Genomic DNA, 16,609 nt, shown 5'->3' on the forward strand with positions numbered 1-16,609 from the left:
TCCTTTTAATTTTCAATCGGCATGAAGTTTCCGACTATTTTTCCAATGATTCTAGGATCTTCTTCATATGGTGCGAATTTATCTTTATATTTGTTATTGATAGAGACGAGTCTAAGACCGTCTTTTTCTTTATAGACTTTCTTTATATAAGTTTGGCCATCCCAATCAACCGCATAAATGGCACCATCGTAGTCAAACCCTGTTTCTTTGATGAGAACGACCTCTCCATTCGTATATTTAGGCTCCATGGAATCTCCGAAAACCCAAGAAGCAAAATCGTGGTCTAGATCTTTGTCGTAAAAAACAGTATCATAGTTCCCATCGTTGAAATATGAAAATCCGGTACCAGCTGATAGCTTTTCAAAAACACGGTATTCAAAAAGCTTTTCCTCAATCATAATCACTTTATTATTCTGTTCTTTTAATTGTTCATTAGCATAGTTCAGAATTTTTTGTTTTCTTGGAGTTGATAACTTTACAACTTTTTCAGTTATTTTCTGAACAAGAGGGGAAGTAGGGATTTTTAGTTCTTTTACTTCTTGAGTTTTATCCTCTATCAAGTCCGATTTATTAACTCCGAAATAGTCTGCAAGTAACTCGATCTTCCCTATCCGAGGATAAGTTATGCCTTTTAACCAATCTCTTACAGTAGTGTACTTCAATCCTAGATCAGAACAGAGCTTATTTCTATCAATCCCTCTGCTGCTCATCAAATTTTCCAAGTTCGCAGAGAAAATTTCTTTACTTTTATTATTGCTCATTTGTATCACTCCTTTATATAGTATATATTACGGCAAAAACGCAAAAAAGTAAAGAAAAAAATAAAAAAATACGAAAAAAACGCAAAAAACACTTGACATTGCGGTTTAACCGCATTATAATATAATCATAGTTGAGTCAGTCAATTATAAAAAAACGATAGAAAGGACAGTAAAATGCCAAAAATGACTCTTAAAACATTGCGAACGCTAAAGAACTGGCGACAAGTGGACGCAGCTAAAGCCCTTGATGTCTCTGCTGATACTTGGGGAAATTGGGAGCGAGGTAAAACAGAGCCTACTGTAACACAGGCTTATCAAATCGCTACTGCTTTTGATGTGTCTATCGATGACATTATTTTTTTACATGATATTGCGGTTTAACCGCAAAAAGGAGAATGGCATTATGAACAACGCAGCGCAAAAAGTAACACGGATTGACAAAGATGCCTGGGATATTGCTACGGAGCTGGCGAATGAGTACGGGGTATCCATTTGTCACATTATCAGCGAGAGCGTCCGATACTGTGCAGAGAATGCCGAATTTAAGGAGATGGATGTTGTCGTTAAACGATTGGTAGTCGGCAATAAGGTGATTGAGTAGGAGGGGGAGATGAACGAACTAGAAAGAACCGCCCTCAATGAGATATTGAGGACCGTGACATATATTGCAGAAAAATTGGATGAGTTGGATATTAAGGTTTCTCAATTAGAAGAAGTGAAAGACAAGGCTTCATCAGCATCATAATCAGCAGCAATAAATTGAGCTGCTGAGAGAATGAATTTCTTTAAATCTTGGATATCTTTGTCGTCATGCCTGCGGACATAATGAGTTTCATCATTGCCAATCCAAGCAACAGATTTTGCTAAGGCTTGAATTTTGGGAAAATCATTTAAGTAGTCAGCGATTACTTGACCAAGCATAATTGATTTGATTTTTTCTTCGTCTTCTGTATTTTTAGAAATTGCGTAATCTTTTATGAGAAATTCGGCTGCTTTGCGATAGCCTACACCTGCAATTTGATCTAATGATTCGGACTCTGCAACAGTTGCTTGCGAATAGATCTCAACAAAAACAGGAGAAACTTTTTCTATATTTTCAGGGAGTTTAACCTTGATTGGAGGGCGATAGGAATAGTTAATCATTGTAGAGAGCGGATAATCATCGTGAATATACTCTATTACAAAATACTTTTGACAATCTTCATAAGTACATCTAAAAATAACAGAAAATCTCCCTTGATCGTCAAGTCCAGCGTTTTCAGAACTCCAGCTCTGTCCGACATGTTGTGGAGACATGGTTCTACCACAGTGGGGGCATTTTGAAGGAGTGTCAATTGTAATGGTCTTTAGGATATCTCTAAACTTAATAGAAACGTCAAGTTTCATAAAAAATCTCCAATCGTTTTTGTTTTATTATACCAAATTTAGGAAGGAATACTATGAACGAAATTTTTAACTTTCACGGACAGGAAGTCCGTACTTTGACAATTGATGACGAGCCTTGGTTTGTTGGAAAGGATGTTGCGGATATCTTGGGATATACAAATTCAAGAAAAGCAATTTTTGACCATGTAGATGAAGATGATAAGACAGATGGGGTAACGATTCGTGACGCCATGGGTAGAAATCAAAATCCTATCATCATCAACGAATCTGGTCTCTATTCTCTCATTCTTTCAAGTAAGCTTCCACAAGCGAAAGAATTCAAACGATGGGTAACATCAGAGGTCTTGCCAGCTATTCGCAAGCAGGGTGGTTTCATTCGTGAGGACTTAGATGAGGATGCCTTCATCGCTCTATTCACTGGCCAGAAAAAGCTTCGTGAGCAACAGGCGACCATGCTTGAAGATATCGACTATCTGAAGAGTGAGCAACCGATTCATCCAAGCTATGCTCAGTCACTACTGAAGAAGCGCAAGGCTCGGGTCGTGGCTTGCCTGGGTGGGATTGATAGTCCTGCTTATGCTGATAAGATTTTTGCTCAGTCGGTATTTAGACAAGCTGAGATTGATTTCAAAGACCACTTCAACATCAGTCGCTATGACTTGCTACCAAAAAAATTCGCAGAAGCAGCATTGAAATATTGGATGACTTGGGAGCCAAGCACCAATACTAAGATGAAAATCATGAAATTGAACTCATTTGACGAGGTGTAGAGAGGGGAAGAAGATGGACAATGTTCTAGTTTCACTATCTGACTGGATTAAATCCATTATCAAGGACACAATCACAAGGTTGGTTGAAATAGAAAAAGATAGTGACCACTATCCTGAATTGATGGATGTAGGCACTACCTGCGAATTTCTAGGAATCAACTATGACACGTTTTCAAATAATTATCGTTACATGAAGGGATTTCCAAAGGAATTACCTGGTAAGAAATGGTCAAAAAGAGCCATCAAGGAATGGCTCTCAAATCAACTATAATAACTTTACTAAAAGGCTTCTGGACAAGGTCTTAGCAAAATTATTTGACTTTATTATAACACAAAAAGAGGATAAAAAACATGAACAATTTACAAATTATCGCAGTATGCACAGCAGTGTCAGTAGTCTTGATTGAATCGCTGATTATGAATATCAAGCTGAAAATGGCCATGAGACCAAAGAAGAAGATTCAATTTCAAGCGCCACAAGTTGAAAAAGGCTTTATCGATTTTAAAACTGGTCGACGTGTTGACATTGATCCCGTGACACGAAAAGAAACATTTGTGGATTAGTAGAGAAACGGAGGGTATCAATGGCTGTTAAAAACAAGCGATACTACTGGATTCAACTCACTCAGGATTTTTTCAAGTCAAAAGAAATGAAATTGCTTCGGAAGATTGCTGGTGGCGATACGCACACTATCATCTATCTCAAAATGATGTTGATTAGTTTGGAAGATGGAGGGTGCATCTACTACGATGGTCTCGCTGACAATCTAGCCGAAGAAATCGCTCTTATGATTGACGAGAATGTTGAAGACATCAAAATTACTTTGCTTTTTTTAGAAAGCAAAGGCTTGCTGACTAGAAAAAATGACAGAGATTATTTTTTAGAGCAAGTTCCTGAGATGGTAGGTAGTGAAACCGCAAGCGCCAGAAGGGTTCGCAAGTTTCGAAAGAATCAACTAGCGTTACAATGTAACAACGATGAAACAAAGCGTAACGGAGATATAGAGAAAGATATAGATATAGATATAGATACAGAGATAGAGAAAGATGTAGATGAAAATCCAGTCGCACTCATCGTCGAAGAATATCAATCTCGTATCGCTCCATTGGATGGAACTCAATTTGAAATATTGAAAGAGTTCGTCACATTAGACGGCATGGAAGCGAAGGTTGTCCTGAAAGCAATTGGTCTTGCTGCTGATAATGGCAAAAGGAATTTTAGTTATATCAGAGCGATTTTGACAAATTGGAAAAACGATGGAGCTTTGACGATTGCAGCAGTCGATGAACGTGAGCGAGCGTACAAAGAAAGTAAAATAAAGGGTCAGTCAGGGAATCAAAAATCAAATGTTCCTGAGTGGTCACAACCTAACTATGTGAATACTACGAGTGAGGAGACCAAGGAAGAGCTTGAAAAACGGAAACAGGAAATGCTGAAGCGTTTGGATAATGGAGGTAGCTGATGTTTATTTTGAAACATGGGACAAAAGAAGAAAAACCGTACTTGATGTCTGCGACAATCGGTGTGACTGGGATTGATATCTCTTTTTCAGAAGAAAGGGGAGCTATTCGGTTTGTTTCTCGTGCAGTCGCATTGCAGGTGGCCAAAGCACTTAGATCGTTTGGTAATTTTTATGTGATTCAGGTGAAGGGATGATTGGAGGTATCGATCATAAAGAAAATGACAGTTTGGGCGCTCTTTGATAGCGGGAATGGTTCTTACTTCAAGGGCGCTAACTCTCTGAATAGTTCGGGGGGGACGAATATTGAAATCTATTCAATCGGAATGGATATAGAAAACAAGAACAATCATTTCATAAATCTGGATCTTGCTGACTTTGGGCGCCTTTTTGGAGACAACACACTTTTTGATGTGTTAGACAAATTACCAAAACCTGATCTTATAATAGCTAGTCCACCATGTGAAAGTTGGTCAAATGCTTCTGCAATGGAAAATGGGAATGCGTGTTGGAAACGCAATGATGTTTCTGATAGCTTGTTCGCTCCACAAGTAAGACCTTCACCGTTCACGATCAGGGCAAATCAGGATTATGAGTCAGCCTATATAAATTATCAGTACGACAGGCAATTTTTGAAAAGGGTCAATGGCGAGCTAACAGCTTTCAACACAATAGAAATCATAAAAAGATATAGACCACAATTTTGGGTTATTGAGAATCCAGCTGCTGACAGATTGTGGCCTTACATTGAGGATATTATTGGATTCAGAATTCCATACAAAAATCTAGCTAGATACAATAATTATGATTATCCTTTACAAAAACGGACGATTTTTGGAAGCAATATTGAACTTAATCTTAAAAATAAAATTATCAAGCAGGATATTGAGTGGAAAAACTTCTCAAAATCATACAACGAGAGATCTAATATACCTGAAAAATTGGTGTCAGAAATATTCAAAAAAATTTACAAGGAGTTTAGTAAAGATGATTGAACTCTATTTCATTTATAACGGTCACCGAAAGATGCTCATTGGGCGTTTTACACACATACATAGTGCAATCAATGAATTAAAGAAACATCAAGCTAGTTACTCAGCAATCAGTCATCCACGATTTCGGAAAAGCATGAGTGGTGAGAACATCAGGATTGACTACGGAGCAGTTGATTGCTACTACTTGATTACGAAGAAAAGAGAGGAAAAGTAAGATGAATACAAAAATGAATTTGGAAGAAAAAGTTCAACAGTGGTTTGTTTATAGAAACCTACATGAAGCAAATCCAGTCAAGCAGTTCTTGAAGCTCATGGAAGAGTCAGGAGAATTGTTTGAGGGTATCGCAAAGGATAAATCTGAGCTGATTTATGATGCGCTCGGAGACATCCAGGTGGTTTTGATTGGGCTTGATCAGCAGATCAAGAATGGGGCTCAGATTTCAGCCAATCAACAGGAACTTGAATTGTTGCTGATGGTTTCTAGTCTGGGTAATATAGCTCAGAAGCTATACGCTCATATCTGTCATAATGAGACACAGATTCCTTTAATCAAAGCAGATTTGATGTTTCTTGACAGTGTGATCAGCACGGTTTCATTTTGCAATGGCACCACAGCTGAAAGTTGCTTAGAAGAAGCTTATGAAGTTATCAAAGACCGAAAAGGTAAGATGATTGATGGGGTGTTTGTTAAAGAGGAGGATTTGTAAAATGAAAAAACTAGGTATTGTTTTAGGTTCTGTATTTGTAATCGTTGTATCTCCGCTCGTTGTTCAGTATGGATGGAATGAAATTATCACAACGATTGTTCCAGTTGGTAAAATTACAGTCTGGCAAGCACTAGGGATGGATGCACTACTGTCTTTTATCTGGCCTGTATTGTCTAGCAAAAAAAAATCTGAAGAGGATTATTCGTATGCTGTAAAAAGCAGTATTTCAAAAATCATTACATGTGCTTTTTTGATATGGTTAGCTAGTTTGTTCTTGTGAGGGCATTCATGAAAAATTTAAAAATCCTATGTATTGTTTTATTCGCATCCTTACTCGTAGCATGTCACCAGATTTCGAGTGGGACAGTGGTAGATAAGTACATTGATGAACCTCACACAACGTTTATACCTGTTATGAATGGTAAAAGTTCGGTACTTGTACCAACAAGAACCAAAAGAAAATACATTCTGGTCGTTTCTGGACATGTAGGAAATAAGCACGTTGAAGAAACATTTGAAGTGACAGCTGAGGAATACAAATACTATAAAATTGGCAATACTTTTATAAAAGATGCCGTTTTAGAAAATGAAGAAGGAGAAAGAGAATGATTGATCAAATTCAAAAAAAGATTCAAGGAATTTATGGCTGGACAGTTAAAAATGCTGAAATAATAGCGCCACCACATGATTTACCAGATGCTGTTAAAAGTAGAGTCGCTTACTTTAGGGACATGGCTGAAGATGGCATGACATTTATGGGAATTATGGAGTGTATATTTGCTGACAAAAAGCCCGAAAGTTATGATTTCGGAGCTACAAAGGATTGGTTGCCGATGTCTCAAGAATTTAATGATTGGGTTGGTAACGCTTATAATATCGCGCAAATGGAAATAGCTGTATATCTTATTTATGGAGTTCGAAAAAAGGAAAACAATGATTAACAATGTCGTTTTAGTAGGCCGCTTGACTCGCGACCCTGAGTTGCGATACACACCATCAAATGTTGCAGTTGCGACATTCAGTTTGGCAGTGAATCGCAATTTTAAGAATCAGGCAGGTGACCGTGAAGCTGATTTTATCAGTTGCATCATGTGGCGTCAGCAAGCTGAAAACTTTGCAAATTGGCTTAAAAAAGGTGCTCTTGTAGGAATCACAGGTCGCATCCAGACTCGTAGCTATGATAATCAGCAAGGACAACGTGTCTATGTGACGGAAGTTGTAGCTGAAAGTTTTCAAACTCTTGAAAAGAAGGATAATTCTGCGAACCAGTCAAGTATGGAAAACCAGATGCCACCAAGTTTTGGAGCAAGTGATCCAATGGATATTTCAGATGATGGATTGCCGTTTTAGGGAGGTGTGAAGGATGAAAAGAAAAAACTATATTATTTTTATCAGGCATTTTAAAAGAATAAAAGATTTAGTAGATTTTTATGAATATATTGCAGACTCAAAAGTTTGTGGAATTGCTATTTATTTATTTATTTTTAATCATTTGTTCACCTTTCATTGCTTTGCTATTTCCAATCGCATACATAGAGCATTGTTTTTATAAAAAAAGATTTATTAGACAATGCGTTGAATACGACTGGTGTTCAAAGGAATATCTTGAAGAGGTTGTTGATATCAGAAAAATTGAAAGTGAGGAATTTTAATGAATATTAAGGAACTAATTGAACGATACGAAAAATTTAAAGCTAGCAAGAAGAAACTGACTTCGGTTGATTTGGTTTTGAAAGACTTACGGTCTTTAGATGAACCAGAACCGTTGCCGTTCAAGTTAAAAGATGTCGTTCGTCGAATCAGAGGGTTTGATCCGACGACACAGACTAGATGGCTTAATGATATCCTTAAAGAATTAGGGGACGACTACGGTTCAATGAAATATCGTGAGGGCTACGATCAAGGCAAATTTGAGGGAGAATGGGTTGGCAATCAATTGAAAGTTTCTGCTGAGATTCGACAAGAATTGAATAAACCAGTGATTTCGCATTTTGTAGCGGATTGGATTGAGTATTGCAAAGTCAGGGAGATTACTTTAGCTCACGCATTATATTGTTCTGAAGAAGCAAAAAGCAAAAGCGTTTTTCGTTGGCTCTTTGAAGACTCAGACAACCAAGAAACATTCGCGCTAGCCTGGATTTTCGGCTACGAGGTCGAGGAAGAGAAGAGATACCGGGTAAAGGTGAAAGGCATTTGTGGAAATCACGAAACTTTGAACCGTGAGAAACATTCAAACAAATGGCTTTTCTTAGACCGGGAAGAAAACTCACTTTATTGGACACACCACACACGCAAAGAACTAGAAGAAGCAGGCTTCGGCTGGGTGTTTGATTGTCCTGGTGTGGAAGTTCAGGAGGTGGAGTGATGTCATGTAGTGAAAATTTAAAAAAAGAAAAAGAATTATCTGCTGCTATTTCAAATCTCAAGATAGAAGTCTTACAAAATGATGATAAATTGAGCAGTCAATCATTAAGCAACATCAAAAGGCAAGCAAGGGATCTATACGAGTGCCTAGTATGGTTGCAGTATGCTGCGGAGGAGAATGAAAATTGAAACGATTTATCGCAATCTGGATATTATTGTCTGCTGTATTGAACATCTAGCAAAGTATCCACATTAAAGAACTAGAAGAAAAGCGCCCGATGGTTATCTACAAGGCGGATAATCAAGGCGCAGAGATATTCGGTAAGGTCGTCGAAAAAGGGCGACACGGCAAACTATACACGCTGACAATTCGTGATTACGGTATTTTCGTAGTTACGAAGGACGTGTATGAGAAAGTGAAAGTTGGGGATGAGGTAAGATTGTGATGGTAAAGTACAAGAAACCAACTTACATCATCATTCAGGAAGCAATGGCAGAGCGCATTAGATTTCTGGAAGATGAACTGTACGAAAGGGCCTATAAGGATATTGAGAAGTTAGAAGCTCAAAATGATTTCTTAAAAGGTCTTTGTAACAATCAACTTGAAATCATCATGGATTATGAATGGAAGCAGATGCAAGAGCAGGCTGAGTTCATAAAGGCTAATACTAGAAAATGGAGAGCAAGATGCAGCTAAGATTGAAACAACTTAGAGAGGACCTAGGTATATCTGTCAAAGATATGGCTAGGGATACAGGTGTTTCTCAAAACACAATTCACTTGTATGAGAGAGGTGGATATCCATCAATTAAGCAAATTGAAATGATTGCTAAAACCTATGATGTAAATCCTGCTTGGCTTGTTGGGTGGATAGATGACGAAACAATACCTGGAGTCCAGGTTGTTGAAAAAGTGGTCTACAAAGAGAGCCCAACGGCAAGATTGCCAGATTATCACAACAACAACGACGGTAAGCTTATCAAGTGGAAGCAGTCACGAAGATTTCGAGGAGGTAGGATTTGAAGAAATTGAGCGACGAAGACCTCAAAACATTGGACAGGGAACTTTTTAAATTTCAAAACGTTCAACGTACAATAGATTTGAGAAGGCTAGAATTAGAAACTCGAAATCCAGATTCTCAAAGTGGGCCCAGCGTAGGAATAAGCAAACCTACCGAAACTATCGCAATCAGAATCGCAGATGATCCAACCTTAAAATTTCTCGAAGGGTTCAAAGCTATTATTAACAAACTCTTGATCAATCTAGTTGATGAAGATAAAGAAATCTTTAATCTTCGCTGGAGATATCCTCAACTGAGATGGGAAGAAATAGCAGAACAGAAATTCATGAGCAAAGCCACAATTTATAGAAGGAGGAGGATTATCTTAGAACAGTATGCTATACTGAAAGGTGAGTTGTAAACAAGAACGAGACAAAAGACATCTTGAAGTCTCACAAAAAAAGGTTTATTATGATAGCATGAACTTCTGAAACAAAAACACACATCACACTTTAGGAGTCATCCTTAATTCTAGTCAGAAAAGTTGTCCAACAGAAGTATCGTCAAGAGTCAGCAAATGCTGGCTTTTTGTTTTGGGAAAGGAGGTAGAATATGGAATTTGTATCACCGATAAAAGATAATGACGACATTCAGGCAATGAAAGATTATCTCAGAGAGTGGAATGAGATGTATTATATGCTATTCATTACAGGCCTGAATACTGGTTTGCGAGTCGGAGATATACTTACCTTGAAAGTTAAAGATGTTCAAGGCTGGCACATCAAACTGAGAGAACGGAAGACTGGCAAGCAGATAACAAGACGGATGACAAAAGAACTCAAGAAAGAAATGAGGAGATATGTCGAGGGCAAACCATTTCATCATTTCTTATTCAAGAGCAGGCAAGGTCAGAATAAAGCGATCACTCGTGAGAGAGCTTATCAAATCATACATGAAGCAGCTGAAGAACTTGGCATTGATAATGTTGGCACACACACAATGCGAAAGACATTCGGCTATAAATATTACAACAAGACAAAGGACGTAGGGACATTACAAAAAATGTTCAATCACTCATCACCTGCAATCACATTGAGATACATAGGGATAGAACAAGCAGAGCTTGATGATGCTTTACGAAACTTTGTCATTTAATTTTTTTAGATATTACTTTCACATAATGAGTTAAGCATAAACTAAAAAAATGAAACGCTTTAAAACCTATGATTCGTAAGGGTTTGAGATTTAGAGCGAGTTTAACAAAATATAAGATATGTGAAAGTGAGAGGTAAAATTGGTATAGATGGAGGATGTAACATTGGGATTATTTTTAGGATATCTAGTTGTCTATTTTTTTACCTTAATTTTTTTAGTCGTTATTTTTGATTGGGGGAAAAGTGATGTATTAAAGTTAGTTGAGAATGGATTGATATTTCTTTTCTTACCACTCGTATTTGTTTTTGTATTGGCCTATGATTTTATAAACAAAATAAAATGAGACAAAAGACATCTTGAAGTCTCACAAAAAAAGGTTTATTATGGTAGCATGGTTTTCTTGTATGAGAGGGGATAGGTCACTGGCCTGTCCCTTTTAGCATTGAGAAAGGAGGTTTGAGATGTATAACAAACCTATCAGACCATCCTTGAAATCTAAGAAGTGGGAGAAGTTCCGTGATAAGATTATGCGGAAGTTCGACTATCTTTGTCAAGAAAGTTTGAGGTATGGAATTTCAGTAGCAGCTGAAATGGTACATCATATCTTTCCTGTATCTGAATATCCTGAACTTGAATTCGTTGAGTGGAATTGTTTGCCACTAACAAACAAGAAACACAATACATTTCACGATAGAAAGAATGATAAGATTATCAATCAAGGATTATTTTGGCAAAGAAAGAGAAAAAAGGAATTTGAAGAATTTTATGGATACCCCCCACCTCTTTAAAAATTCATTTTGGCCAGTAGGGTACCGGTGAAGGGAACTTTTTCCAAGTCGGGGGCCTTCAAACAAAAAGGGGGTAAAAAGTAAGCGATTTTGACGAAAGGAGGTAGTTTTTGGCTAAACCAATTACAGCAAAGTCGATTAAGTCAAAAGTAGTCAAGCAGATGAAAGACTTGGGCACTTATCGTAAAGAGTTCGAAATGATCATTGATATTTTTGCAGGAATGCTCTATCAGTATCAGAAACTTGCTCAAGATTATGCTGACATGGGTTATCCAATAACAGACACCTATGTCAATAAGGCTGGTGCAGAGAACGAGCGTAAAGTTCCAATCTTGACAGCGATGGAAATTTTGAGGAAAGACATTCTCAGCTACTCTAATCAGCTGATGATGAATCCGAAGTCTCTCGGTGAGGTAGTAGAACAAGAGGGTGAATCAGTTCTTACTGAGGTCCTGAAGTTTAAGAATGAACTGAAAAAGAAGCGAGTGAAAGATGGATAAAGACTTTGAAAAACGTTTTGCCGATTTTCGCCACGCTACAACCAATCTTGGAAAGGCTAAAGCCTATGTTGATTATGTCCTGAGCTATCAAGAGGAACATAACGAAGAACGGATTTTGGCTGCTGAACGCTTTTTGAGGGATTTGGAAAATCCAGAATATGAGCTTGATGAGGATATAGTGGATTTTGCCGTTCACTTTATTGAGAACTCAATTGTTCATCAGCAAGGAGATGACATGTTTGCCATGTCTATCCGTAACAAACCTTTGATTTTGCAACCGTGGCAACATTTCACGGTTGTCAATCTCTTTGGGTTCTATCACGCTGGTACGAACGAGCGTAGGTTCAAAGAAGCCTTGATAATGCTGGCACGGAAAAACGGCAAGACCAGTTTTACTGCTGCTATTGCTTTGCTTTATCAGATTTTGGATGCCGATAGTGGTTCAAAATGCTATATCGTGGCCAACTCTGTCAAGCAAGCGCTGGAAGCCTTTAATTTCATCAAGTTCAACGTGGAACGATGGAATGAGAAATCTATCCGTATCAAGGACAATAACCAAGAACACTCTATCACAGCTAATTTTGGAGATGACGGGTCATTCTATATTCAGGCCTTGGCCAACGATGAGAGCCGTTTGGACTCTCTCAATGGCAATGTCACGGTCATCGATGAAGCTCACACGATGAGGAATAGTAAGAAGTATGGTCTTATGAAGAAAACAATGTCAGCATACCGAAACAGTATGCTTTTTGTTATCTCAACGGCTGGTGATATTCCTACTGGATTTCTTGCTAACCGCTTGAAATACTGTCAGAAAGTGCTCAAGCAGTTGGTACAGGATGAGGCTTTATTTATCTTTATTTGTAAAGCCAATCAGACAACGGATGGCGATGTTGGTGACTATCTTGATGATAATGTTTTGAAGATGGCAAATCCATCTTGGGGTGTCACGGTGTCCATGCCTGCTTTGAGAGCTGAAGCTGAGCAGGCTATGAATGATCCACAGACTAGGAATGAGTTCTTCAATAAGACTTTGAATGTCTTTACAAACTCAATGAACGCTTATTTCAATCCTGATGAGTTTATTGCTTCAGACAGTTGCTATGATTGGACCTTGGAAGAACTGGCACGCTTGCCTATCCAGTGGTATGGTGGAGCTGACTTGTCAAGGTTGCATGACTTGACCGCAGCCGCCCTCTATGGTGTCTATCATGATGGTGAGAAAGATGTTGATATCTGCATCACACACGCTTTCTTCCCTCGTGTCAACGCTCAGAAAAAGGCCAATGATGATGGCATTCCACTTTTTGGGTGGCAGTCTGATGGTTGGTTGACGATGAGCAACACTCCGACCGTCCTCTATGATGATATTGTCAAATGGTTCATTAAGATGAGGGAGAAAGGGTTTAAGATTGCTGCTGTCGGAATGGATAGGAAGTTTGGACGTGAGTTCCTGACCAAGATGAAACAAGCTCGGTTCAAGATGATTGACCAACCTCAGCTTTTCTATCTGAAATCAGAGGGATTTAGACGGATTGAGTTCAAAGTTAAGAATAAAGAGTTTTACTATCTTCATTCTGATGCTTACGAATACTGTGTGAGCAACGTTAGAGCGATTGAAAAGGTGGATGACGCTGTGCAATATGAAAAATTAGACGGTGACGGTGGTACTGCAAGAATTGACTTGTTTGATGCCAGCGTTTTTGCTTGCATTCAAGCTCTTGCTAATCTTGGTAAGAATAGCGATGTGATGAGCTTCTTTGATTAGAGAAAGGAGGTGAGGAAAGATGGGGCTTTTAGATAGAATTTTGAAACGTGGTAAGAGTCGAAGCGGAACGAATGTTATCACTCATTCAGATTTTGGTCTTTATATCGACGGTGATAGCTATGTGCCACTGGCTCGCAATCCTGATGTGATTGCTGCGGTCAACAAGATTGCTGACATGGTATCCAATATGACCATTCATTTGATGGAGAATACTGACAAGGGCGATGTTCGAATAAAAGATGGATTGGCTCGGAAGATTGATGTAAATCCATGCGACAACATGACTCGCAAGACTTGGATTTTCAAGATCGTGCGTGACCTGTTGTTATTTGGTGACGGAAATTCAGTTCTTCATGTTGAGTATGATCCTGTGAATGATTATATTTTGAACTTGAGACCATTCGCAATGAGTGAGGTCTATTTCAAAAGTGATGATGTTGGTTATATCGTGAATTATCGTGGTATTGACTACAACCCAAGCGAAATCGTGCACTTTGTAATCAACCCAGATCCAGACAATCCATTTGTAGGGACTGGATATAGGCTTGCTCTGAGGGATATTGTTAGGAATTTAAACCTTGCGACCCAAATCAAAAAGGGCTTTATGAGTGGCAAAAATGTTCCTAGCTTGATTGTTAAGGTTGATTCTTCTAGTGGGGAATTAGGAACACAAGAGGGACGTGACCAGGTCGCTAAGAAATATCTTAGCACTAGTCAAGCTGGTGAGCCGTGGATTATCCCTGATGCTTTACTAGAGGTTGAACAGGTCAAGCCATTAAGTTTGAAAGATATTGCTATCAATGAATCTGTTGAAATTGACAAGAAAACAGTTGCTGGGCTTTTGGGAGTGCCAGCTTTTATTTTGGGAGTTGGTAGCTTTGACAAAGAAGAATACAACAACTTTGTCAATACAACAGTCATGAGCATCGCCACAACAATCACTCAGACATTAACGAGAGACTTACTTGTCTCAAATAATCGGTATTTCAAACTTAATGCTCGCTCGCTTTATTCGTATGACATTACAGAATTGTCTTCAGTTGCTGAACAGATGACTAAAAGTATGGCAATGCGTCGAAACGAGTGGAGGGATTGGCTTGGGATGCCGCCTGATCCTGATATGGATGAGCTCCTCGCTCTTGAAAACTATATCCCACAAGATAGACTTGGTGACCAGAAGAAGTTGAAAGGAGGTGAGGAAGAGAATGAACAAACGGAATAGTTATCGTACTGCTCAGTTCAAAACACGAGAAGAAAGTGAAACTGGTGATTTGATTTTGAGCGGGTACTTTATCAAGTTCAATGAAGTTACTGAATTATGGCCGGGTTATTTTGAGGTAATTAAACGTGAGGGTGTTGAAAAAGCCATCAAAGGAGCTGACATCAGGGCATTGTTTAACCATGATGATAGTTTAGTGCTTGGTCGTACTGGTAATGGGACGGTCACTTTGGGAGTTGATGAAATCGGACTTTACGGTGATATCATCATCAACAAAGATGATCCGCAAGCTGTTGGAGCCTATGCGCGTGTTCAGCGTGGCGATGTGATTGGATGTAGCTTTGGTTTCATCCCAATCAAAATCAATACGGAAGAGCAAGCAGATGGTTCGTACTTGGATACTATCTTAGAATTAGAAATCTTTGAAGTGAGTCCATGTACTTTCCCAGCCTATCCGCAAACGGAAATTGCTGCACGACAGAAAGACTTTGAAAGTCAACAGCGTGCTAATCGTGAAGCGCTGGACAAGCGCAAGAAAGAAATTAAGGAGAAATTTAACCTATGCACAAATCATTGATTTTAGGCGCTCGTATGCGCAACAAAGCAGAAAAAGTGGTAGAGCTTGAACAATCAATTGAAGAATTGAACAAACGCTCTGAACTTGAAGCGAAGAAATTGGAACAAGCTGGAAATGATGAAGAAGTTTCAACAGTTGAAAAGAACCTGGAAGACATCCAAAAAGAATTGGATGAAAAATTGGCAGAAAAAGAACAACTTGAAAAGGAAATCGAAGATTTGCAAAATCAAGTTGAAGAATTGAATCGCAAAGCCCCGACTTACCCAAGTCAAGAAAAACGTGGAGGACAGAAATTGGAACAACGTGACGCAATTGCTAAATACATTCGTACTGGTCAAACTCGTGACATCGTAGGCTTGAAAACTACTGATTCAGGAAGTGCAGCTCTAATCCCGACTGAAGTACTAAAACCTCACTTCCTTGAAAAAAAACGCAATCCACTTTTGGATCTTGTGGAACGTGTTAAAGTTAACAGTGGATCTGGTAAATATCCAGTTATCAAGAAAACGGATGGTGTAATGGTTTCAACAGATGAATTGAAAGCAAATCCAGAACTCGGAAAACCAGCAATCAGCGAGATTGATTATTCAATCAAGACTTACCGCGGATATGTCCCTGTGTCACAAGAAATGATTGACGACGCAGACTATGACATCATGTCCATTGTTGAAGATGAAGTGTTCAATCAAGGTGAAAATACTGAATTGTCATTAGTTACAGCTGTCCTCAAAACAGCTACCCAAGCAGATGCAGCTGGATTTGATGGTATTAAAGATATCTACAACAAGAAGCTTAAATCAATTTACAAAGCAAGCATCGTTGTAACTAAGTCAATGTTTGCTGCACTAGACAAGGTGAAGGACAAAGATGGACGCTACATGCTTCAAACTGATGTAGCTTCACCTACTGGATATTCATTTGGTGGGAAAACAATCTACAAAGTAGATGACACAGTGTTTGGAAACGAAGGGGACATGAAATTCTTCATCGGAGATGTTACTGAGTTCGTCAAAGAGTTTGACCGTTCTCAAGTATCCGTTAAATGGGTGAATAATGACATTTACGGACAATTGCTTGGGCTTTTTATCCGTTTGGATGTGAAGAAAGCAGATGAAGAAGCTGGATTCTTCGGAACCTATACTGATGTTGTAGCTTAAGG

General features: G+C 38.6%; 30 protein-coding genes. 28 read left to right on the top strand and 2 right to left on the bottom strand.

What is annotated here, in order from left to right; all coding sequences use genetic code 11:
• Window positions 1–5 precede the first annotated feature (5 nt).
• Complete coding sequence (locus PG086_RS01170; RefSeq protein ID WP_270747329.1) at window positions 6–761, bottom strand: LexA family transcriptional regulator; 756 nt, start codon at window positions 759–761, stop codon at window positions 6–8.
• Between the two features lie 174 nt (window positions 762–935).
• Between PG086_RS01170 and PG086_RS01175 the strand changes: the two genes are divergently transcribed.
• The 3 genes from PG086_RS01175 to PG086_RS01185 are packed head-to-tail and all read left to right on the top strand — an operon-like array spanning window position 936 to window position 1,506.
• Window positions 936–1,142 (top strand): helix-turn-helix transcriptional regulator, encoded by a 207-nt coding sequence (locus PG086_RS01175; RefSeq protein ID WP_033585569.1) that lies wholly within the window; start codon window positions 936–938, stop codon window positions 1,140–1,142.
• 22 nt (window positions 1,143–1,164) lie between these two features.
• Window positions 1,165–1,362, top strand: coding sequence for a hypothetical protein (locus PG086_RS01180; protein WP_033585567.1), 198 nt, complete (start codon window positions 1,165–1,167; stop codon window positions 1,360–1,362).
• A 9-nt stretch (window positions 1,363–1,371) separates the two neighbouring features.
• Window positions 1,372–1,506: a hypothetical protein gene (locus tag PG086_RS01185; protein ID WP_270747332.1), complete on the top strand. Its 135-nt coding sequence runs from the start codon at window positions 1,372–1,374 to the stop codon at window positions 1,504–1,506.
• On the opposite strand, the gene PG086_RS01190 is transcribed toward PG086_RS01185, so the two are convergent.
• A complete protein-coding gene (locus PG086_RS01190) occupies window positions 1,464–2,147 on the bottom strand; it encodes a DUF4145 domain-containing protein (protein WP_270747333.1) in 684 nt (227 codons plus the stop codon). The genes PG086_RS01185 and PG086_RS01190 overlap by 43 nt on opposite strands.
• 53 nt (window positions 2,148–2,200) lie before the next feature.
• Between PG086_RS01190 and PG086_RS01195 the strand changes: the two genes are divergently transcribed.
• The 25 genes from PG086_RS01195 (at window position 2,201) to PG086_RS01315 (ending at window position 16,607) form a co-directional block, all read left to right on the top strand.
• On the top strand, window positions 2,201–2,917 hold the full coding sequence (locus tag PG086_RS01195) for an ORF6C domain-containing protein (RefSeq protein WP_270747335.1): 717 nt from the start codon (window positions 2,201–2,203) through the stop codon (window positions 2,915–2,917).
• Window positions 2,918–2,930: 13 nt separating this feature from the next.
• A complete protein-coding gene (locus tag PG086_RS01200; RefSeq protein ID WP_270747337.1) occupies window positions 2,931–3,188 on the top strand; it encodes a DNA-binding protein in 258 nt (85 codons plus the stop codon).
• Between the two features lie 80 nt (window positions 3,189–3,268).
• The gene (locus PG086_RS01205) at window positions 3,269–3,481 is read left to right on the top strand and encodes a hypothetical protein (protein WP_270747339.1); all 213 of its coding nucleotides are present in this window, start codon (window positions 3,269–3,271) and stop codon (window positions 3,479–3,481) included.
• Between the two features lie 20 nt (window positions 3,482–3,501).
• Window positions 3,502–4,380: a phage replisome organizer N-terminal domain-containing protein gene (locus tag PG086_RS01210; RefSeq protein ID WP_270747341.1), complete on the top strand. Its 879-nt coding sequence runs from the start codon at window positions 3,502–3,504 to the stop codon at window positions 4,378–4,380.
• Window positions 4,380–4,574 carry a hypothetical protein gene (locus PG086_RS01215; RefSeq protein ID WP_268703172.1) on the top strand — a complete coding sequence of 65 codons (195 nt, stop codon included), beginning with the start codon at window positions 4,380–4,382 and terminating at the stop codon, window positions 4,572–4,574. The genes PG086_RS01210 and PG086_RS01215 overlap by 1 nt, the downstream gene beginning before the upstream one ends.
• A gap of 24 nt (window positions 4,575–4,598) precedes the next feature.
• Window positions 4,599–5,372 carry a DNA methyltransferase gene (locus PG086_RS01220; protein WP_270747345.1) on the top strand — a complete coding sequence of 258 codons (774 nt, stop codon included), beginning with the start codon at window positions 4,599–4,601 and terminating at the stop codon, window positions 5,370–5,372.
• A complete protein-coding gene (locus PG086_RS01225) occupies window positions 5,365–5,586 on the top strand; it encodes a hypothetical protein (RefSeq protein WP_270747347.1) in 222 nt (73 codons plus the stop codon). Before PG086_RS01220 ends, PG086_RS01225 begins: the two co-directional genes overlap by 8 nt.
• A gap of 1 nt (window position 5,587) precedes the next feature.
• Window positions 5,588–6,079: a MazG-like family protein gene (locus tag PG086_RS01230; protein WP_270747349.1), complete on the top strand. Its 492-nt coding sequence runs from the start codon at window positions 5,588–5,590 to the stop codon at window positions 6,077–6,079.
• 1 nt (window position 6,080) lies between these two features.
• The gene (locus PG086_RS01235; protein WP_270747350.1) at window positions 6,081–6,359 is read left to right on the top strand and encodes a hypothetical protein; all 279 of its coding nucleotides are present in this window, start codon (window positions 6,081–6,083) and stop codon (window positions 6,357–6,359) included.
• 134 nt (window positions 6,360–6,493) lie between these two features.
• Window positions 6,494–6,688 (top strand): hypothetical protein, encoded by a 195-nt coding sequence (locus PG086_RS09695; RefSeq protein WP_333558135.1) that lies wholly within the window; start codon window positions 6,494–6,496, stop codon window positions 6,686–6,688.
• The gene (locus tag PG086_RS01245; RefSeq protein WP_270747354.1) at window positions 6,685–7,020 is read left to right on the top strand and encodes a hypothetical protein; all 336 of its coding nucleotides are present in this window, start codon (window positions 6,685–6,687) and stop codon (window positions 7,018–7,020) included. Before PG086_RS09695 ends, PG086_RS01245 begins: the two co-directional genes overlap by 4 nt.
• The gene (gene ssb / locus PG086_RS01250) at window positions 7,013–7,429 is read left to right on the top strand and encodes a single-stranded DNA-binding protein (protein WP_270747357.1); all 417 of its coding nucleotides are present in this window, start codon (window positions 7,013–7,015) and stop codon (window positions 7,427–7,429) included. The genes PG086_RS01245 and ssb overlap by 8 nt, the downstream gene beginning before the upstream one ends.
• Window positions 7,430–7,730: 301 nt before the next feature.
• Window positions 7,731–8,444 carry a DUF1642 domain-containing protein gene (locus PG086_RS01255; RefSeq protein WP_270747359.1) on the top strand — a complete coding sequence of 238 codons (714 nt, stop codon included), beginning with the start codon at window positions 7,731–7,733 and terminating at the stop codon, window positions 8,442–8,444.
• The gene (locus PG086_RS01260) at window positions 8,444–8,632 is read left to right on the top strand and encodes a topoisomerase (RefSeq protein WP_270747360.1); all 189 of its coding nucleotides are present in this window, start codon (window positions 8,444–8,446) and stop codon (window positions 8,630–8,632) included. The genes PG086_RS01255 and PG086_RS01260 overlap by 1 nt, the downstream gene beginning before the upstream one ends.
• 56 nt (window positions 8,633–8,688) lie before the next feature.
• Window positions 8,689–8,889 carry a DUF1372 family protein gene (locus tag PG086_RS01265; protein ID WP_270748236.1) on the top strand — a complete coding sequence of 67 codons (201 nt, stop codon included), beginning with the start codon at window positions 8,689–8,691 and terminating at the stop codon, window positions 8,887–8,889.
• Complete coding sequence (locus PG086_RS01270) at window positions 8,889–9,140, top strand: hypothetical protein (RefSeq protein WP_270747361.1); 252 nt, start codon at window positions 8,889–8,891, stop codon at window positions 9,138–9,140. The genes PG086_RS01265 and PG086_RS01270 overlap by 1 nt, the downstream gene beginning before the upstream one ends.
• Window positions 9,131–9,466, top strand: a complete 336-nt coding sequence (locus PG086_RS01275) for a helix-turn-helix domain-containing protein (protein WP_270747363.1) — start codon at window positions 9,131–9,133, stop codon at window positions 9,464–9,466. The genes PG086_RS01270 and PG086_RS01275 overlap by 10 nt, the downstream gene beginning before the upstream one ends.
• Window positions 9,463–9,864, top strand: a complete 402-nt coding sequence (locus PG086_RS01280; protein ID WP_270747365.1) for a transcriptional regulator — start codon at window positions 9,463–9,465, stop codon at window positions 9,862–9,864. Before PG086_RS01275 ends, PG086_RS01280 begins: the two co-directional genes overlap by 4 nt.
• A gap of 191 nt (window positions 9,865–10,055) precedes the next feature.
• On the top strand, window positions 10,056–10,598 hold the full coding sequence (locus PG086_RS01285; RefSeq protein WP_000397549.1) for a site-specific integrase: 543 nt from the start codon (window positions 10,056–10,058) through the stop codon (window positions 10,596–10,598).
• Window positions 10,599–11,059: 461 nt separating this feature from the next.
• Complete coding sequence (locus PG086_RS01290) at window positions 11,060–11,386, top strand: endonuclease (protein WP_042902965.1); 327 nt, start codon at window positions 11,060–11,062, stop codon at window positions 11,384–11,386.
• Window positions 11,387–11,496: 110 nt separating this feature from the next.
• Window positions 11,497–11,886, top strand: a complete 390-nt coding sequence (locus tag PG086_RS01295) for a P27 family phage terminase small subunit (RefSeq protein ID WP_270747392.1) — start codon at window positions 11,497–11,499, stop codon at window positions 11,884–11,886.
• Window positions 11,879–13,654 (top strand): terminase large subunit, encoded by a 1,776-nt coding sequence (locus PG086_RS01300; RefSeq protein WP_270747394.1) that lies wholly within the window; start codon window positions 11,879–11,881, stop codon window positions 13,652–13,654. The genes PG086_RS01295 and PG086_RS01300 overlap by 8 nt, the downstream gene beginning before the upstream one ends.
• A 19-nt stretch (window positions 13,655–13,673) precedes the next feature.
• Entirely contained in the window at window positions 13,674–14,876 is a 1,203-nt protein-coding gene (locus PG086_RS01305; protein WP_270747396.1) for a phage portal protein, read from the top strand.
• Window positions 14,860–15,450: an HK97 family phage prohead protease gene (locus PG086_RS01310; RefSeq protein ID WP_270747399.1), complete on the top strand. Its 591-nt coding sequence runs from the start codon at window positions 14,860–14,862 to the stop codon at window positions 15,448–15,450. The genes PG086_RS01305 and PG086_RS01310 overlap by 17 nt, the downstream gene beginning before the upstream one ends.
• Complete coding sequence (locus PG086_RS01315; RefSeq protein WP_270747400.1) at window positions 15,435–16,607, top strand: phage major capsid protein; 1,173 nt, start codon at window positions 15,435–15,437, stop codon at window positions 16,605–16,607. Before PG086_RS01310 ends, PG086_RS01315 begins: the two co-directional genes overlap by 16 nt.
• Window positions 16,608–16,609: the final 2 nt, after the last annotated feature.

Source organism: Streptococcus halitosis (genome assembly GCF_027691175.1).
In the GTDB taxonomy this organism is placed as follows: domain Bacteria; phylum Bacillota; class Bacilli; order Lactobacillales; family Streptococcaceae; genus Streptococcus; species Streptococcus halitosis_A.

Excerpts from the sequence above, each read along its gene's own strand:
- PG086_RS01170 (WP_270747329.1), bottom strand. The coding sequence starts at position 761 with ATGAGCAATAATAAAAGTAAAGAAATTTTCTCTGCGAACTTGGAAAAT.
- PG086_RS01175 (WP_033585569.1), top strand. The coding sequence starts at position 936 with ATGCCAAAAATGACTCTTAAAACATTGCGAACGCTAAAGAACTGGCGA.
- PG086_RS01180 (WP_033585567.1), top strand. The coding sequence starts at position 1,165 with ATGAACAACGCAGCGCAAAAAGTAACACGGATTGACAAAGATGCCTGG.
- PG086_RS01185 (WP_270747332.1), top strand. The coding sequence starts at position 1,372 with ATGAACGAACTAGAAAGAACCGCCCTCAATGAGATATTGAGGACCGTG.
- PG086_RS01190 (WP_270747333.1), bottom strand. The coding sequence starts at position 2,147 with ATGAAACTTGACGTTTCTATTAAGTTTAGAGATATCCTAAAGACCATT.
- PG086_RS01195 (WP_270747335.1), top strand. The coding sequence starts at position 2,201 with ATGAACGAAATTTTTAACTTTCACGGACAGGAAGTCCGTACTTTGACA.
- PG086_RS01200 (WP_270747337.1), top strand. The coding sequence starts at position 2,931 with ATGGACAATGTTCTAGTTTCACTATCTGACTGGATTAAATCCATTATC.
- PG086_RS01205 (WP_270747339.1), top strand. The coding sequence starts at position 3,269 with ATGAACAATTTACAAATTATCGCAGTATGCACAGCAGTGTCAGTAGTC.
- PG086_RS01210 (WP_270747341.1), top strand. The coding sequence starts at position 3,502 with ATGGCTGTTAAAAACAAGCGATACTACTGGATTCAACTCACTCAGGAT.
- PG086_RS01215 (WP_268703172.1), top strand. The coding sequence starts at position 4,380 with ATGTTTATTTTGAAACATGGGACAAAAGAAGAAAAACCGTACTTGATG.
- PG086_RS01220 (WP_270747345.1), top strand. The coding sequence starts at position 4,599 with ATGACAGTTTGGGCGCTCTTTGATAGCGGGAATGGTTCTTACTTCAAG.
- PG086_RS01225 (WP_270747347.1), top strand. The coding sequence starts at position 5,365 with ATGATTGAACTCTATTTCATTTATAACGGTCACCGAAAGATGCTCATT.
- PG086_RS01230 (WP_270747349.1), top strand. The coding sequence starts at position 5,588 with ATGAATACAAAAATGAATTTGGAAGAAAAAGTTCAACAGTGGTTTGTT.
- PG086_RS01235 (WP_270747350.1), top strand. The coding sequence starts at position 6,081 with ATGAAAAAACTAGGTATTGTTTTAGGTTCTGTATTTGTAATCGTTGTA.
- PG086_RS09695 (WP_333558135.1), top strand. The coding sequence starts at position 6,494 with ATGAATGGTAAAAGTTCGGTACTTGTACCAACAAGAACCAAAAGAAAA.
- PG086_RS01245 (WP_270747354.1), top strand. The coding sequence starts at position 6,685 with ATGATTGATCAAATTCAAAAAAAGATTCAAGGAATTTATGGCTGGACA.
- ssb (WP_270747357.1), top strand. The coding sequence starts at position 7,013 with ATGATTAACAATGTCGTTTTAGTAGGCCGCTTGACTCGCGACCCTGAG.
- PG086_RS01255 (WP_270747359.1), top strand. The coding sequence starts at position 7,731 with ATGAATATTAAGGAACTAATTGAACGATACGAAAAATTTAAAGCTAGC.
- PG086_RS01260 (WP_270747360.1), top strand. The coding sequence starts at position 8,444 with ATGTCATGTAGTGAAAATTTAAAAAAAGAAAAAGAATTATCTGCTGCT.
- PG086_RS01270 (WP_270747361.1), top strand. The coding sequence starts at position 8,889 with ATGGTAAAGTACAAGAAACCAACTTACATCATCATTCAGGAAGCAATG.
- PG086_RS01275 (WP_270747363.1), top strand. The coding sequence starts at position 9,131 with ATGCAGCTAAGATTGAAACAACTTAGAGAGGACCTAGGTATATCTGTC.
- PG086_RS01285 (WP_000397549.1), top strand. The coding sequence starts at position 10,056 with ATGGAATTTGTATCACCGATAAAAGATAATGACGACATTCAGGCAATG.
- PG086_RS01290 (WP_042902965.1), top strand. The coding sequence starts at position 11,060 with ATGTATAACAAACCTATCAGACCATCCTTGAAATCTAAGAAGTGGGAG.
- PG086_RS01300 (WP_270747394.1), top strand. The coding sequence starts at position 11,879 with ATGGATAAAGACTTTGAAAAACGTTTTGCCGATTTTCGCCACGCTACA.
- PG086_RS01305 (WP_270747396.1), top strand. The coding sequence starts at position 13,674 with ATGGGGCTTTTAGATAGAATTTTGAAACGTGGTAAGAGTCGAAGCGGA.
- PG086_RS01310 (WP_270747399.1), top strand. The coding sequence starts at position 14,860 with ATGAACAAACGGAATAGTTATCGTACTGCTCAGTTCAAAACACGAGAA.
- PG086_RS01315 (WP_270747400.1), top strand. The coding sequence starts at position 15,435 with ATGCACAAATCATTGATTTTAGGCGCTCGTATGCGCAACAAAGCAGAA.